At 64.4% G+C, this 14583-nt stretch carries 13 protein-coding genes; 1 reads left to right on the top strand and 12 read right to left on the bottom strand.

Annotated features, from left to right (window positions below; translation table 11 throughout):
• Positions 1 to 7: 7 nt before the first annotated feature.
• The 11 genes from AC1DEL_RS25775 to AC1DEL_RS25725 form a co-directional block, all read right to left on the bottom strand.
• Positions 8 to 1213, bottom strand: coding sequence for an MFS transporter (locus AC1DEL_RS25775; RefSeq protein WP_441593674.1), 1206 nt, complete (start codon positions 1211 to 1213; stop codon positions 8 to 10).
• A gap of 42 nt (positions 1214 to 1255) precedes the next feature.
• Positions 1256 to 1525 carry a hydroxyquinol 1,2-dioxygenase gene (locus tag AC1DEL_RS25770; protein WP_477159217.1) on the bottom strand — a complete coding sequence of 90 codons (270 nt, stop codon included), beginning with the start codon at positions 1523 to 1525 and terminating at the stop codon, positions 1256 to 1258.
• 238 nt (positions 1526 to 1763) lie between these two features.
• Positions 1764 to 2384 (bottom strand): DsbA family protein, encoded by a 621-nt coding sequence (locus AC1DEL_RS25765; protein WP_477126393.1) that lies wholly within the window; start codon positions 2382 to 2384, stop codon positions 1764 to 1766.
• Positions 2381 to 3706, bottom strand: coding sequence for an MFS transporter (locus AC1DEL_RS25760; protein WP_477159216.1), 1326 nt, complete (start codon positions 3704 to 3706; stop codon positions 2381 to 2383). Before AC1DEL_RS25760 ends, AC1DEL_RS25765 begins: the two co-directional genes overlap by 4 nt.
• A 54-nt stretch (positions 3707 to 3760) precedes the next feature.
• Positions 3761 to 4540: an aldolase gene (locus tag AC1DEL_RS25755; RefSeq protein ID WP_092293374.1), complete on the bottom strand. Its 780-nt coding sequence runs from the start codon at positions 4538 to 4540 to the stop codon at positions 3761 to 3763.
• A 116-nt stretch (positions 4541 to 4656) separates the two neighbouring features.
• Positions 4657 to 5556 carry a LysR family transcriptional regulator gene (locus AC1DEL_RS25750; RefSeq protein ID WP_477113734.1) on the bottom strand — a complete coding sequence of 300 codons (900 nt, stop codon included), beginning with the start codon at positions 5554 to 5556 and terminating at the stop codon, positions 4657 to 4659.
• A 151-nt stretch (positions 5557 to 5707) separates the two neighbouring features.
• Positions 5708 to 7243: a SpoVR family protein gene (locus AC1DEL_RS25745; protein WP_092293378.1), complete on the bottom strand. Its 1536-nt coding sequence runs from the start codon at positions 7241 to 7243 to the stop codon at positions 5708 to 5710.
• 57 nt (positions 7244 to 7300) lie between these two features.
• Positions 7301 to 8575 (bottom strand): YeaH/YhbH family protein, encoded by a 1275-nt coding sequence (locus AC1DEL_RS25740; protein WP_092293380.1) that lies wholly within the window; start codon positions 8573 to 8575, stop codon positions 7301 to 7303.
• A 72-nt stretch (positions 8576 to 8647) separates the two neighbouring features.
• On the bottom strand, positions 8648 to 10570 hold the full coding sequence (locus AC1DEL_RS25735) for a PrkA family serine protein kinase (protein ID WP_441593671.1): 1923 nt from the start codon (positions 10568 to 10570) through the stop codon (positions 8648 to 8650).
• 467 nt (positions 10571 to 11037) lie between these two features.
• Positions 11038 to 11184 carry a hypothetical protein gene (locus tag AC1DEL_RS25730; protein WP_477126392.1) on the bottom strand — a complete coding sequence of 49 codons (147 nt, stop codon included), beginning with the start codon at positions 11182 to 11184 and terminating at the stop codon, positions 11038 to 11040.
• A gap of 285 nt (positions 11185 to 11469) precedes the next feature.
• On the bottom strand, positions 11470 to 12384 hold the full coding sequence (locus AC1DEL_RS25725; protein ID WP_092293384.1) for an SDR family NAD(P)-dependent oxidoreductase: 915 nt from the start codon (positions 12382 to 12384) through the stop codon (positions 11470 to 11472).
• A 148-nt stretch (positions 12385 to 12532) separates the two neighbouring features.
• Between AC1DEL_RS25725 and AC1DEL_RS25720 the strand changes: the two genes are divergently transcribed.
• The gene (locus AC1DEL_RS25720) at positions 12533 to 13435 is read left to right on the top strand and encodes a LysR substrate-binding domain-containing protein (protein ID WP_144197788.1); all 903 of its coding nucleotides are present in this window, start codon (positions 12533 to 12535) and stop codon (positions 13433 to 13435) included.
• A 33-nt stretch (positions 13436 to 13468) separates the two neighbouring features.
• Here the strand turns inward: AC1DEL_RS25720 and AC1DEL_RS25715 are convergent, their stop codons facing one another.
• A complete protein-coding gene (locus AC1DEL_RS25715; protein ID WP_477159215.1) occupies positions 13469 to 14497 on the bottom strand; it encodes a tripartite tricarboxylate transporter substrate-binding protein in 1029 nt (342 codons plus the stop codon).
• Positions 14498 to 14583: the final 86 nt, after the last annotated feature.

Raw genomic sequence — 14583 nt, 5'->3', positions numbered from 1 at the left:
TCGCACATCAGACCTCGGCGGTGTCTTCCCGCAGCCGTGGCGCAAGCCACGGCGTCAGCACCAGCAGCGCCACCGATGCGGCAACCAGCACGCCGTAGGATGCCTGGAAAGCCCCCGTCACGTCGCGCAGGAAGCCAAAGACAAACGGTCCAAGCGCGGCAACAAGGTAGCCCACGAACAGCATGAAGGCGGTCCATTGGCTCGCTTCATGATGGGACGTGGTGTTGTCCAGGGGCAGCGTCATGGCCAAGGCGAAGCAGACGCCCTGGCCCAGGGCGAGCGCCACCACCGGCATCACCCCGAACATGCCCGGCGACCACCAAAGCACGCCGGCGCCCCCTATCGAGAGCAGAGCCGCCCAGGCCAGCCAGCCGCGACGGTCCAATGACTTGCCGGTGACATAGCCCGACAGGAAGCTGCTGATCGCGATCATTGCGGCGAACAAGCCCAGATTGACACCCGCGCTCAGCGCGTTGATCTGCAATTCCCGGCTGCTCTCCCCTACCCAGGCGAAGCAGGCGTAGCAGATGAACTGACCGATCCCGAAATACATGGCAATCAGCCAGGCCCGCCCCGAGCGCCATGGCGCACGGCTGACCGCGGCTTCCACACGGGCAGCGTGCGACTTCGACGGAAATGCCGATGTCAGGCGGCGCCAGCTCACAATGGCGAGGACGCAGACCACGGCCCAGATGCCGGCGCCCAGCCGCCAGCCGCCACCGGCGTGGGCGATGACCTCGCTACCCACCGCCGCCAACGTTGCCCCGATACCGAGCCCGGCGGCATAGATGCCCATGAAGAACGCGGCCTCGCCGGAGAAATGGCTCTTGATCCAGCCGCCGAGGAGCGGCCCGGAAATCGCGACCCCAATCCCAACCAGCAGCGTGGCGAACAACAGGCTGCCGGGCGATCCGGCGAATGCCCGCAGGGCCAACGCCACGCCCAACAACGCAAGCGAGAACAGCACCACCCGGTCGCCGCCGAAGCGGCGGCCGATTGCCGGCACGAAGATGGCGCAGATACCCATGCACAGGTCAGGAATGGCGGTCAGCAGCGCCGCCTCCGCGTGTTTCATGCCGAATTCCGACTGAATGGCATGCACCAGCGGCCCCATCGACACAATGCCCGGTCTCAGCGACAGCGCCATGATGAACAGGCCAAGTCCAGCAAACAGCCTGAGCGATCGGTCTTCCTGCGTGGTAGCAACCAACACTGGCTTCTCCTGGTTCTAAAAGGGGGGATCCGGCGTCAGGCGTCAGGCGCCGTCGGTGAACGGGCTGCGCTGGTCTTGCACCGAGCGGGCGCCGTCGAGATACGGGTCCGCCGAGCGGGCGCCTTCGGTGTACGGGTCGCGGGCCGCCGTCGCCGAGCGGGCACCTTCGCTGAACACATCCCGCGCGCTCTGCACGGCGCGGGCGCCATCGCTGTACGGGTCGCGGGCGCCAAGGACGGAAGCTTGTGYGCCGACAGCGGCGGCAGCGAGGGCAACGGCGAGAACGAGGCGGGAGGTGAGGGTCTTGGACATGATCGATTTCCTTGGTGGATGCGTGAGCGGGTTGCAGTCGTGTGTGATGCCAAGGCAGCGATCCGCTGTGTCGTTGTCGCGTTGCGCTGCCATGGATGCTATTTAAGCCCGCTCACGTATCGCGCTCGTGGCGTATTTGCCCCCTTAGTGTCGCGTCCCGTATCGCGCGTGCGGCCAGATACAAAGGCGTACAAAAGGACGGGGCGACGTGCCGGATCGGCAGTTCGCCCCGTACGGCCTACGCCGACAGCCGCGCCGCGACAGTCACTTCCAGCATGTGCAGCCGGTCCTGGCCCCAGAACAACTCCCCGTCGAAGACATACGACGGCGAACCGAATACCCCGGCGGCCACGGCTTCGTCGGTATTGCGCCGGTATGTCTCCAGGGTGTCTGCCGAGCGCGCCCGCACAAGCGTCGCGTCCGCGTTGAACCCCTGCGCGGCGAGGATCTCGCGCAGCGTGGCCTCCGACGAGATATCGCGCTCCTCGCACCATTGCGCGCGGAGGATGGCCTTGTACAGCTCCAGCACCGGCAGCCCCTGCGCATCCACGGCGATGACGATGCCCGACGCGAGGTCCGCGTTCGGGCACATGGTTTTCGGCAGCGGATTGACCTGGATGTTCAGGTGGCGGCACCACCGCGCCAGTTCCGTGATGCGGTATTGCTGCCGCTCGGGCGAGCGCTGCCCCAGCAGTACGCCCCCTGTTCGCGCATACACCTCGGGCAGGTTCACGGGCTTGTGCCGGATCTCGACGCCCTGGCGCCGCGCCAGCGCATCGAGCCGATCCGCGCCCAGATACGCCCAGTCCGAATTCAGCCAGAAGTAATAGTCGATGACAGGTCGGTTCGCGCGGGTCATACGTGTCGGCTCCCGTTGACCGCCGCTACCGGCAAGCCGACCAGTGCTGTTTCCCGCATGCAGGCGGCGCTCACGAATGCGATGACACTCAGCGCACCGAGGTACCAGACGATATAGGTCGGGCTGCCGCCGCCGTACTTCAGCAGCGACGTGGCGACGATCGGCGCCAGCCCGCCTCCGATGGCGCCCGAGACCTGCACGGCAATCGAGATGCCGCTGTAGCGCACCTCGGCGGGGAACTGCGCGGCAAAGAGGCTGCCTTCCGGTGCATAGAGACAGGCGTAGACCAGCCCGATGGCAATGGAGAGCGCGATGGTGATGTTGCGTGGATCCAGCGACTGCAACAGGTCGAAGAACTGCGACGAGAACAACAGGATGCCGACCGTACCGGCCATGAACACCCACTTGAAGCCGATGCGATCCGCCAGCATGCCGCACAGGGGCATGGTGAACAGCGCGATGGCAGCGCCCCAAACCGTGGCGTCGAGCATCACTGTCTTGGGGATGCCCAACGTGCCGGTGGCATAGGCCAGCGCGAACGTGACCACCGTGTAGAACCAAGTCACCTCGGCCAGCCGGCCGCCCACCACGGTCAGGACCTGGCGCGGATACTGGCGCAGCACGACCATTGCCGGCATTTCCACCTTCTCGCCCTGCTTCTTCATCTGCTCGAAGTCCGGCGACTCGGCCACCTTGGCGCGAATGAACCAGCCTACCGCCAGCAGGACGACGCTCGCCAGGAACGGCACGCGCCAGCCCCAAGTCAGCATGTCCTGCTCCGGCAGCGTCGCCACCATCCCCATCGCCAGCGACGACAGCACCAGCCCCGGCGCGACCCCAGCCTGCGGCAGGCTGCCGAAGAAGCCCTTCTTGCCTTCGGGCGCATGCTCCACGGCCATCAGCACCGCGCCGCCCCACTCGCCGCCGRCCGCAATCCCTTGTAGCAACCGCAGCAGCACCAGCGCCACGGCAGCCCAGTAGCCGATGCTGTCGTACGACGGAATCAGGCCAATCAGGATCGTGGGAATACCCATCATGAACAGCGTGATCAGCAGCATCGACTTGCGGCCCATCCGATCGCCAAAATGGCCGAAGACGATGCCGCCGAGCGGCCGGGCGAAGAACCCCACCGAGTAGGTGGCGAAGGCCGCCAGCGTACCCGTCAGGGGATCGAATGACGGAAAGAAGATCTTGTTGAAGATCAGTGCGGCGGCCGTGCCGTACAGGAAGAAGTCATACCATTCGATCGTCGTGCCCATCATGCTCGCCAGGCCCGCGGTGATATACGCGCGGCGTGAGCGCGCGGCAGGAATCTTGTTCATCGTAACGCTCCTTGGATTCGGATAAGCCGTCGGCCATGCGCCGGCGGCAGGCACTCAGGCGGGTGGCAGCGGCGCGATGCCGTGCGTCTGGCGCGCCCAGTACGCGAAGGTGGCGTTGACGATGGAAGGCTTGAGCAGGTAGTCGTGGGCCTCGCGGGCGAGCGCATCGTCCACGGGCGTCAGCGGGCCGAAAGCCTGCGCACGGATCTGCATCCGCGCGGCGCGTTCGAGGTAGACCGAGAGATAGGTGGCTTCCTCGCAGGTCTTGCCCGCGGTCAGGTAGCCGTGGTGCGCCAGGATGATCGACCGTTTGTCGCCCAGCGCTGCGGAGATGATCACGCCCTCCTGGTCCGCGATCGGCACGCCGGGCCATTCGCCCAGGAATGCACAATCGTCGTGCAACGGCGTCATGTCCATCTGCGCGATGACCAGTGGCTGGCGCGCGGCGGCCAGTGCCGAGGCCCAGGGCGAATGCGTATGGATGATCGAATTGACGTCCGGGCGCGCGTCGTACACCCACAGATGGAAACGCGTGGCGGGGTTGGGCATGCCATCGCCCGTCAGCGTGTTGAGGTCACGATCCACCTCGATGAAGTCGTCCGGCGTCGCCTCGTCGAAACCGAGGCCGAAGCGCAGCGTCCAGTAGGCGCCGGGGCGCTCCGACCGCACGCTGATCTGGCCGGCCAGACCGGCTTCCTGCTCGGTCATCGCCAGGATGCGGCAGGCGTAGGCCATGGTCTCCTGCATGGTGCGCGGCCTGTTGCGCAGGTGCCTCGCCATCTCGTTGGTGGCGCGCGTGTCGAAGTACGACTTGTCTCTGAGGGGGGCGTTCATGTCTTCTCTTCTCCGTGGAATGCCATCCGGCAACCGGTGCGGGGCATGAAGGGAAGTATGAAAACCAGGCGCCTGCCGTGCTATGTAGCCACGCGCATAGCTGCTATCTCACTGCGTCACGGCTTGAGGGTGCGGGCCACCTGCAAGGCCGAGGCGAGCAGGACGTCCGCCAGCGGCAGCGCGTGGCGGGCGGCGTGAGTGACGGCCACCATACGGCGGCGCAGCAACGGGCTGCGGATCTTGAGCTTGTGCAGGCCGTACTCGTGGAGCAGCTTGTCGGGTAGCCGGCACGGCAGGATGCAATCGCCCACGCCAGCAGAGACCAGCTTCAGGATGGCATCGACAGTCTCGGCCTCGGCCACATACGTGGGCTGCAACCCGGCGCTCTCCACCATCCGGCGTAGCGCGTAGCCGTGCGGAAAGCCGACGAGGCGCAGCGGCTGGCCGCGCAAGTCGAGCCCGTCCTGGGACGCGGACTGCAGCCCATCTGAACGCTGCAGCGTGACCAGGCACATCTCGTCCTCGAACAGCGGATGCGTGGTCAGGGTGGCCGTATCGACCGCGGTGTCGTAGACCACGCCAAGATCGGCCTTGCCGCTTTCCACCAGCGCCACCACATCGGCCGAACTGCGTCCCATCAGCGAAAGATTGACGTTGGGATGGGCGCTGACAAAGCTGGCCACCACGTCGGCGATGAAGTAATAGCTGACCGTGTGGACGATTGCCAGCCGGACGGTTCCCTGCGTGGTGCCGTGGGCATCGCGGATCGCATCCACAGCCTGGTCGATCGCGCGGTACGGCCCTTCGAGGGCCTCCTGCAGCTTCTGCCCAGCCTCGGTCAAGGCCACGCCACGGCCAGTTCGCACGAACAGGGGCTTGCCGAGCTGCGCCTCCAGCGTGGCGAGTTGCCGGCTGACGCCCGACTGGGTCTGATCGAGATCCTCCGCCGCCCTGGACAGCGACTTGAGTTCGGCAATACGAAGGAAAATGCGGAGAAGACGGTCAGGCGTATCCATGGGGGAGCGGCTGGCTTCCCTGGAAGGGCCAGTTTAGTGATGTGTCGACACGGTACAGCAGCCGCGTGCGGCCGCAATGCGCAGATACCCGGCCCAGCCATGGGGCATGGCCGAGTGCGGGTATCTGTACAGCAACGTTCGTGCCAGTTTTTTAAGCCGCCTTCCGATGCTGGTGCTTCCGCTCCGGCTTGCACTCGTACTTGAGTTCGCGCCGGCCGTCCTCGTAGGCCACCTCGAGCCGCACGGTGAAGCCCCAGAGGCGCGTCACGTGGCGCACCACTTCGTCGAAGCTGTGTGCCAGCGGGCGGCGGTCGCTCTGCAGGTGGCGCAGCGTCAGGGAGCGGTCTCCGCCCACATCCACGTTCGTCACCTGGATATTGGGCTCCATGTTGGAGAGGTCGTACTGGTTCGCCAGCAGCTGGCGAATCGCGCGATAGCCTTCGTCGTCATGGATGGCCGTCACGCGCAGCTTGCCTTCGCGATCGTCGTCGAGGACCGAGAACAGCTTCAGCTCGCGGATCACGCGCGGCGACAGGAACTGGAGCAGGAAGCTTTCGTCCTTGAAGTTGCGCATCGCGAAGTCCAGCGTCTGGCGCCAGTCGCTGCCCGCGATCTCGGGCGCCCAGCGGCGGTCCTCCTCGGTCGGGTTCTCGCACATGCGGCGCAGGTCCTGGAACATCAGGAAACCCAGCGTGTAGGGGTTCAGGCCGCTGTAGTAGGGGCTGTGGTACGGCGGCTGGTAGATGACGTTGGTGTGGGCCTGCAGCAGTTCGAGCATGAAGGCGTCGTTGACGAGCTTCTCCTCGTAGAGCTGGTGCAGGATCGTGTAGTGCCAGAACGTGGCCCAGCCTTCGTTCATCACCTTGGTCTGGCGCTGCGGATAGAAGTACTGCGCGATCTTGCGCACGATGCGCACGATCTCCCGCTGCCACGGCTGGAGCTTGGGCGCGTTCTTCTCGATGAAGTACAGCAGGTTCTCCTGCGGCTCCGGCGGGAAGGCGATTTCCGGCTCCATCGCCTCCTCTTCCTCCTTGAGCAGATGCGACCGGTGCTTGGGCAAGGTGCGCCAGAGATCGTTCACCTGCATCTGGAGGTAGCTCTCGCGCTCGGTCTGGCGTGCCTGCTCCTCGGTGATCGACAGCTTCTTGGGCCGCTTGTAGCGGTCCACGCCGTAGTTCTGCAAGGCATGGCACGAGTCCAGCAGCAACTCCACTTCCTGCTCGCCGTAGCGCTGCTCGCACTCGGCCACGTAGTTCTTGGCGAAGAGCAGGTAGTCGATGATCGCGTCGGCGTTGGTCCAGGTGCGGAACAGGTAGTTGCCCTTGAAGAACGAGTTGTGCCCGTAACAGGCGTGCGCGATGGTCAGCGCCTGCATCGGCATCGTGTTCTCCTCCATCAGGTACGCGATGCACGGATTGGAGTTGATCACGATCTCGTAGGCCAGCCCCATGTGGCCGCGCTGGTAGCTGCGCTCCGAGGAGAGGAAATGCTTGCCGTACGACCAGTGGTTGTATCCCACCGGCAGCCCGGCCGATGCATACGCGTCGAGCATCTGCTCGGCGGTGATGATCTCGATCTGGTTCGGATACGAGTCGAGCCCGAACTCGCCGGCAATGCGGGCGATCTCGCGGTCATAGCGCTGGATCAGCTCGAAGGTCCACTCCGAGCCTGTGGATAGGTAAGCCATGAACTTCCTCCCTTATCCCATGAACGTACGCGGATGCGCCGCCGTGCCGGCGCGCCGCTACCTGCCGGGCCAGGCGGCCCGCTTCTGGAAGAGATCGTGCAGCACCGGGTAGATCTCGTCGGCACCGATGATGCGCTGCATCGCGAAGTGCTCGAACTGGTTCTTCACCGTGAGATATTCCTCCCACAGGTTCTGCGGCTCCTCGGATGCCACTTCCACATAGGCGTAGTACTGCACCAGCGGCAGGATCGACTCGCGCAGCAGCCGGCCGCACAGTTCGGAGTCCCCCGCCCAGTTGTCGCCATCGGACGCCTGCGCGCAGTAGATGTTCCACTGGCTCGCCGGATAGCGGTCGTGAATCACCTCCACCATCAGCTTCAGCGCGCTGGACACTACCGTGCCGCCCGATTCGCGCGAGTGGAAGAAGTCTTCCTCCTCCACTTCCTTGGCCACCGTGTGGTGACGGATGAACACCACGTCGATCCGCTCGTAGTTGCGCTTCAGGAACAGGTACAGCAACATGAAGAAGCGCTTGGCCAGGTCCTTGCGGCTCTCGTCCATCGAGCCGGACACGTCCATCAGGCAGAACATCACCGCCTGGGCCTGCGGGCGCTTCTTGAGCACGCGGTTGTTGTAGCGCAGGTCGAGCTTTTCGATGAAGGGCACGCGGTCCACGCAGGCGCGCAGGTGCCGCATCTTCTCCATCATCTCCACCGCCGTGTCCGTATAGGGGCCGTGCGCCTCGATTTCCTCGCTGTAGGCAGCTTCGAGTTCGCGCAGACGCTTCTGGTACGGGCTCGACAGCGCGATCCGGCGGCCGAGCGAGCTACGCATCGTGCGCAGGATGGAGAGATTCGATGGGGTGCCGTCGATCGAGAACCCGGCGCGCACCTTGCGCACCTCGGCGATCTTGGCGAGGTGGCGCTTGGCCAGGTCCGGTAGCGCCATGTCCTCGAAGAAGAAATTCAGGAAGTCCTCGCGCGACAGGGTGAAGACGAAATCATCCTCGCCCTCCCCGCTGTCGCTGGCCCGCGAGCCGCCGCCACCACTGCCCTGCTGCTGGCGGTCGAAGCTGTCACCCCGGACGAACTTCTTGTTGCCGGGGTGAATCCACTCGCGCTTGCCGCCCTGGCCGTGATGAAACACCGGCTCGGTGATGTCCTTGACCGGAATGGACACCTGGCCACTTTGCTCGATGTCCATGATCTTCCGGCCGGACACCGCCTTCGCCACCGCTTGCCGGATCTGCTCGCGGTATCGCTTGATGAAGCGTTGCTGGTTGACGGCACTCTTGTTGCCGCCGTTTTCGCGCCGATCGATGACCGTAGCCATAAGCCGTCCGCCCGCCTTGATAAGCCGCAACCGCCAGGTCGCGTGGATGAAGGAGACCGCGTCCGGTTGCTGTTACGACGATTTCCTGACGCGCAGATACCACTCCACCAGTAGTCGAACCTGCTTCGGCGTGTACCCTTTCTCCACCATCCGGTTGACGAAGTTCTCGTGCTTGTCCTGATCCTCCCGCGTCGATTTCGCGTTGAACGAGATCACCGGCAGCAGGTCCTCCGTGGTGGAGAACATGCGCTTCTCGATCACCATCCGCAGCTTCTCGTAGCTGGTCCAGACCGGGTTCTTGCCACCGTTGTTGGCGCGCGCCCGCAGCACGAAGTTGACGATCTCGTTGCGGAAGTCCTTCGGGTTCGAGATCCCCGCGGGCTTCTCCACCTTCTCGAGTTCATCGTTCAACGCGTTGCGATCGAGGATTTCGCCGGTGTTCGGATCGCGGTACTCCTGGTCCTGGATCCACAGGTCGGCGAACACCACGTAACGGTCGAAGATGTTCTGGCCATACTCGGAATACGACTCCAGGTAAGCGGTCTGGATCTCCTTGCCGATGAACTCCACGAACGGCGTGGTCAGGTACTCCTTGATGTACGAGAGCAGCTTGGCTTCCTGCTCCGGCGGGAACTGCTCGCGCTCGATCTGCTGCTCGAGCACATAGAGCAGGTGCACCGGGTTGGCCGCGACCTCGGTATTGTCGAAGTTGAACACCTTGGACAACACCTTGAACGCGAAGCGCGTGGACAGCCCGTTCATGCCTTCGTCGATGCCGGCGTAGTCGCGGTACTCCTGGTACGACTTCGCCTTCGGGTCCACGTCCTTGAGGCTTTCACCGTCATAGACACGCATCTTCGAGAACACGTTCGAGTTCTCCGGCTCCTTGATCCGCGTGAGCACCGCGAACTGCGCCATCATCTTGAGCGTGTTCGGGGCGTTGGGCGCCGCCGAGAGCGAACTGCTGCGCAGCAGCTTGTCGTATATCTTGACCTCGTCCGACACGCGCAGGCAGTACGGCACCTTCACGATATAGATCCGGTCGAGGAATGCCTCGTTGTTCTTGTCAGCCTTGAAGGTCTGCCATTCCGCCTCGTTCGAGTGGGCGAGGATCACGCCATCGAACGGAATCGCGCCGAAGCCTTCCGTACCCTTGTAGTTGCCTTCCTGCGTAGCGGTCAGCAACGGGTGCAGGACTTTGATGGGCGCCTTGAACATTTCCACGAACTCAAGCAGGCCACGGTTGGCCAGGCAAAGTCCGCCGGAATAGGAATAGGCATCCGGATCGTCCTGCGGGAAATCCTCCAGTTTGCGAATGTCGACCTTGCCGACCAGCGAGGAGATATCCTGGTTGTTTTCATCGCCAGGCTCCGTCTTGGAAATCGCGATCTGCGACAGCACCGATGGCCTGAGCTTGACCACGCGGAACTTGGTGATATCGCCATTGAACTCGTGCAGGCGCTTGACCGCCCACGGCGAGGGAATGGTATTCAGGTAGCGCACCGGAATGCCATAGTCCTCCTCCATGATCTTGCCGTCTTCGTCGGAAGAGAACAGCCCGAGCGGCGATTCATGGATGGGGGAACCCTTCAGCGCATAGATGGGAATCTCTTCCATCAGCGCCTTGAGCTTTTCCGCGAGAGACGACTTGCCGCCGCCCGGGGGCCCGAGCAGATACAGGATCTGCTTGCGTTCCTCAAGGCCCTGCGCCGCGTGCTTGAAGAAGGAGACGATCTGCTCGATCGTGTCTTCCATTCCATAGAAGTCGCGGAAGGCCGGGTAGACCCGGATGACCTTGTTGAAGAACAGTCGGGACAGTCGAGGATCGTGGTGGGTATCCACCAGTTCAGGCTGTCCGATTGCGGCGAGCATACGTTCGGCAGCAGTCGCGTAGGCAGTAGGATCCTTCTTGCAGATCTCCAGGTACTCCTGGATGCTGTATTCCTCTTCCTTGCGTGCTTCGAAGCGCGTGGCGTAGTGGCCAAAAATGTCCATACCTCACTCCCGTCAGAGTCCCACGTCCGAGGCGAAGGCAGTTTGACTCCCCTAAGACATTCGCGGCAATTTTGCGTTCCACCACCCCGGCCTGGCGGAGTTGCCATGTTGCGAAGTCTTTACTTCATCATAGTCAAATAACGGCGTTCATGAGGACAGAGTTGACGTGTGATGCACGTCCGTTCGTTCCTTGCGACACGCAACGCAACACAACTCGCTTCGCGTTTCGCACTGCACGAATCCCTCGCTGTTCTCATCCCGCTGCGACGGGCCATTGACCATGCTTGTGACACACCTTACACCTTTCCGGCGTGAAGTGCACAACGCCGTGTGTAACGATGCATCGAATCCAGTAACGTCTGACACGTCTGTCGGTCATGCACCGACATCGCTTCTGCAGAGCGCTTTCACTATGCCGCGACACGTGGCCATCCGCCATCGTGCAAACGAACGATCCGCGCATGACGTCATGCGCAATGCGTGCGCACAGCAGCATGACGGGCAAGCTTCGCGCCTGCCTTCATGACATAGCTTTCGACCACCGCGCGCATGGCGATGATGACCACGCGGACGTTGGTGTTTTCACTGCGGCTAGTTGCCGCGTGAAGATTCATGAGGGGCCGTCAGCAGTGTCGACCACCGAGTGCCAATCGGACTTCGCATGGCACGCCCCACTGCACGCCCGACCCGGCGCGCATGCACCGACATTGCGTTTGCTCCCGGTGGCAGCCTGCGCCACGCACCGCGCAAGTGCGCGCGGCGCTGGCCCGCCACCCTGCGGGACGGTACGAGCACTTTGCGTGCCACGGTCCGCGCGCGCGGCGTTTTGCGTCGCAGCAATTTCCGAAGCGGGCGCACACACGATCACACGTGTGGCGCCGCCAACGGCTTGGCGTGGATCAGATCGGATCCCAGTTGATCACGTCGGGCGAGCGATCGAGCGCGAAGAAGCTGCTGCGCATGGCCGGCATGGCGATCTCCGCCACGGTCTCCGGCGTCCAGCCCTCGCTGGTATGCACCGAGCGCACCGGGCGCGGCTGGCTCATCAGCATGATCTCGTTGGCGCGTACGGCGAAGATCTGGGCGTTGACCTCGTGCGCGGCGTCGCTGGCCAGGAACACGGCCACTGGCGAGATCTTGCCCGCCTCCATCTTCTGCAGCCGCGCCACGCGCGCCTTCTCCTCCGGCGTCTCGGACGGAATCGAGCTGGTCATGCGGCTCCAGGCGAATGGCGCGATGCAGTTCGAACGCACGTTGAAGCGCGCCATATCCAGCGCGATGGATTTCGAGAGCGCCGCGATGCCCAGCTTCGCCGCCGAATAGTTGGCCTGGCCGAGGTTGCCGATCAGGCCCGAGGTCGACGTCATATGAACGAACGCCCCGCTCTCCTGGTCCTTGAAGTAGTTGGCCGCCGCGCGGCTGACATAGAACGTGCCGTTCAGGTGCACGTCGATGACCGAGCGCCATTCTTCCTCGTTCATCTTGAAGAACATGCGATCGCGCAGGTTGCCGGCGTTGTTGACGACCGCGTCGATGCGRCCAAAGTGGTCCAGCGCGCATTGCACGATGGCATTGGCCGAACTCCAGCCAGACACGCTRTCGGTGTTGGCCACGGCCTCGCCGCCCGCCGCGCGGATCTCCGCCGCCACGCGCTCGGCCGGGCCGGCGTCGCCGCCCTCGCCGGTCATGCTCACGCCCAGGTCGTTCGCCACCACCTTGGCGCCGGCCGCCGCCATGCCGAGGGCAATCCCACGCCCGATGCCGCCACCCGCGCCCGTCACCACCACCACCTTGCCTGCCATCAAACCGCTCATCGTCTCGCTCCTGTTCTGCGCACTGGCGCGCCATTGCCGCCGCACCGGGGAACATCCCCGTTTTATTGCGGCGCAAGATACGATAGATTGTCGGCGCTGACTTTGGAATTCACAAATCACAAAAGTGGCCTTTGGCACGAACGAAACCATGCACTACGATTTGACCGACCTGCGCCTCTTCCTCAATGTGGGGGAGACCGAGAACCTGACGCGGGCGGCCGAACGCAGCTTCCTGTCCCTGCCTGCCGCCAGCACGCGCATCAAGCAGCTGGAGGAGGCGTTCCAGACCCAGTTGCTGATCCGCCAGGTGAAAGGCGTGCGCCTGACACCGGCCGGCGACGCCCTGCTGCGCCACGCGCGGGAGGTGTTCCGCGAGCTGGAGTGCATGCATTCCGACTTGCGGCCCTATGCCAAGGGCGTGAAGGGGCGGGTCCGGCTGCTGGCCAACACCACGGCCACCAACTCCTTCCTGGCCACGGCGCTGTCGCGCTTCCTGTCCGAGAACCCCGATGTCGATGTCGAGCTGGAGGAGCACCTGTCCGCCGAAATCGTCTCGGCCATCGGCGCGGGCGCGGCCGACCTGGGCATCGTGGCCGGCGAGGTGGCCACGCAGGACCTGGACGCGATGCAGCTCTGCAGCGACGAACTGATCGTGATCGCCCCGGTCAACCATCCGCTGCCGGCGTTCAAGACGCTGCATTTCGCCGATCTGCTCGATAGCTGCCGCTTCGTCGGGCTGAACCAGTTCTCGGCGATCCAGTCCTTCCTGGACCGGATTGCCAATGGCATGGGCAAGCGCATCAGCCTGCGGATCCAGGTGGGCAGCTTCGACGCGGTGTGCCGGATGGTGGAAGCCGGCGCCGGCATCGCCATCGTGCCGAACAGTTGCGCGCGCCGCTACGCCAGCCGCAAGGTGCTGCGCTTTATCCGGCTGGAGGACGACTGGGCGCGCCGCGAGCTGCGGCTCGTGCGCCGGCCCGGGCGCGAACTGCCCCAGTTCGCCGAAACGCTGATCCAGTATCTGGTGGAGGCGGCGCGGGAGCCGGTCTAGCCGGTCTCCCGCCGCCCCGGGGTCAGCGGGCCGTCAGTCCGCCTTCACCCCGGCTTCCTTGATGATCGGCGACCATTTGTCGATCTCCGCCGCCAGCCAGGTGCGCAGCCCCTCAGGCGTCTGCTTGTCCGCCGGCACGATCACCGCGCCGAGTTCCTGGAGCCGCGCCGCCACCGCCGGGTCCTTCAGCGAGGCGCGCAGCGCGCCGTTGAGCTTGTCGATCACCGCCGGCGGCGTGCCCTTGGGCGCGTAGATGCCGTGCCAGACCTTGACTTCGAAGCCCTTCAGCCCGCCCTCGCGCAGCGTGGGGGTATTCGGCAGCGCGGGAATCCGCTCCGCCGTGGTCACGCCGTACAGCTTCACCTTCTCCGCCTTGATATGCGGCAGCGTCTGCGTGGTCTGGTCGCAGAGCACATCCACCTGACCGCCCAGCAGCGCGGTCAGCGCCGGCGCGGTGCCCTGGTACGGAATCGTCTGCAATTCCACGCCGATGGCCTTCTGGAACAGCATGCCGCATAGCTGCGACACGGCGCCCAGCCCGGCGTTCGCCAGGTTCACCTTGTTCTGGTTCTGCTTGATATAGGTAATCAGCTCCGGCAGCGTGTTGGCCGGCAGGTCGTGCCGGCCCAGCAGCGTCATCGGCACGTCCGCCACCTGGCCGACGAAGCTGAAGTCCGTCAGCGGCTTGTACGACAGCTTGGAGTACAGCGCCGGCGCCGTGGCCATGCCGTTGTGATGGATCAGGATCGTGTAGCCGTCCGGCGCGGCCTTGGCCACGTAGGCGGCGGACACCGTGCCGCCCGCCCCGAGGCGGTTTTCCACCACCACGGTCTGGCCCAGCGACTTCGACATCGCCGCCGCCACCGAGCGCGCCACCACGTCCGTGGGGCCGCCCGCCGCGAATGGCACGACCATGGTGATGGGCTTGGCCGGATACGGATCTGCCGCGTGGCTGCGTCCCGGCAGGGTCAGGGCCACGGCGGCGGCCATGCCAAGTGCCGCCCACAGCACGTTTCGGCAATGATGGGCGATCACGGYGGTCTTCGGCCTGGATGATTTCATACAGCGTCTCCTGGGTGCGCGTGTTCCACGCGTCTGGTTTGAGAATCGATGGCCGCAGCGTGGAAGCAATCGCCGCGCGGCACAAT

Source organism: Cupriavidus sp. 10L43_2 (assembly GCF_056395265.1).
The sequence above is the reverse complement of the archived record's forward strand: the minus strand, read 5'-3'. Positions and strand labels throughout refer to the sequence as shown.

Coding starts and splice junctions, on each gene's coding strand:
- AC1DEL_RS25745 (WP_092293378.1), bottom strand. CDS start 7,243: ATGGCTTACCTATCCACAGGCTCGGAGTGGACCTTCGAGCTGATCCAG.
- AC1DEL_RS25750 (WP_477113734.1), bottom strand. CDS start 5,556: ATGGATACGCCTGACCGTCTTCTCCGCATTTTCCTTCGTATTGCCGAA.
- AC1DEL_RS25730 (WP_477126392.1), bottom strand. CDS start 11,184: ATGAATCTTCACGCGGCAACTAGCCGCAGTGAAAACACCAACGTCCGC.
- AC1DEL_RS25720 (WP_144197788.1), top strand. CDS start 12,533: ATGCACTACGATTTGACCGACCTGCGCCTCTTCCTCAATGTGGGGGAG.
- AC1DEL_RS25740 (WP_092293380.1), bottom strand. CDS start 8,575: ATGGCTACGGTCATCGATCGGCGCGAAAACGGCGGCAACAAGAGTGCC.
- AC1DEL_RS25765 (WP_477126393.1), bottom strand. CDS start 2,384: ATGACCCGCGCGAACCGACCTGTCATCGACTATTACTTCTGGCTGAAT.
- AC1DEL_RS25735 (WP_441593671.1), bottom strand. CDS start 10,570: ATGGACATTTTTGGCCACTACGCCACGCGCTTCGAAGCACGCAAGGAA.
- AC1DEL_RS25755 (WP_092293374.1), bottom strand. CDS start 4,540: ATGAACGCCCCCCTCAGAGACAAGTCGTACTTCGACACGCGCGCCACC.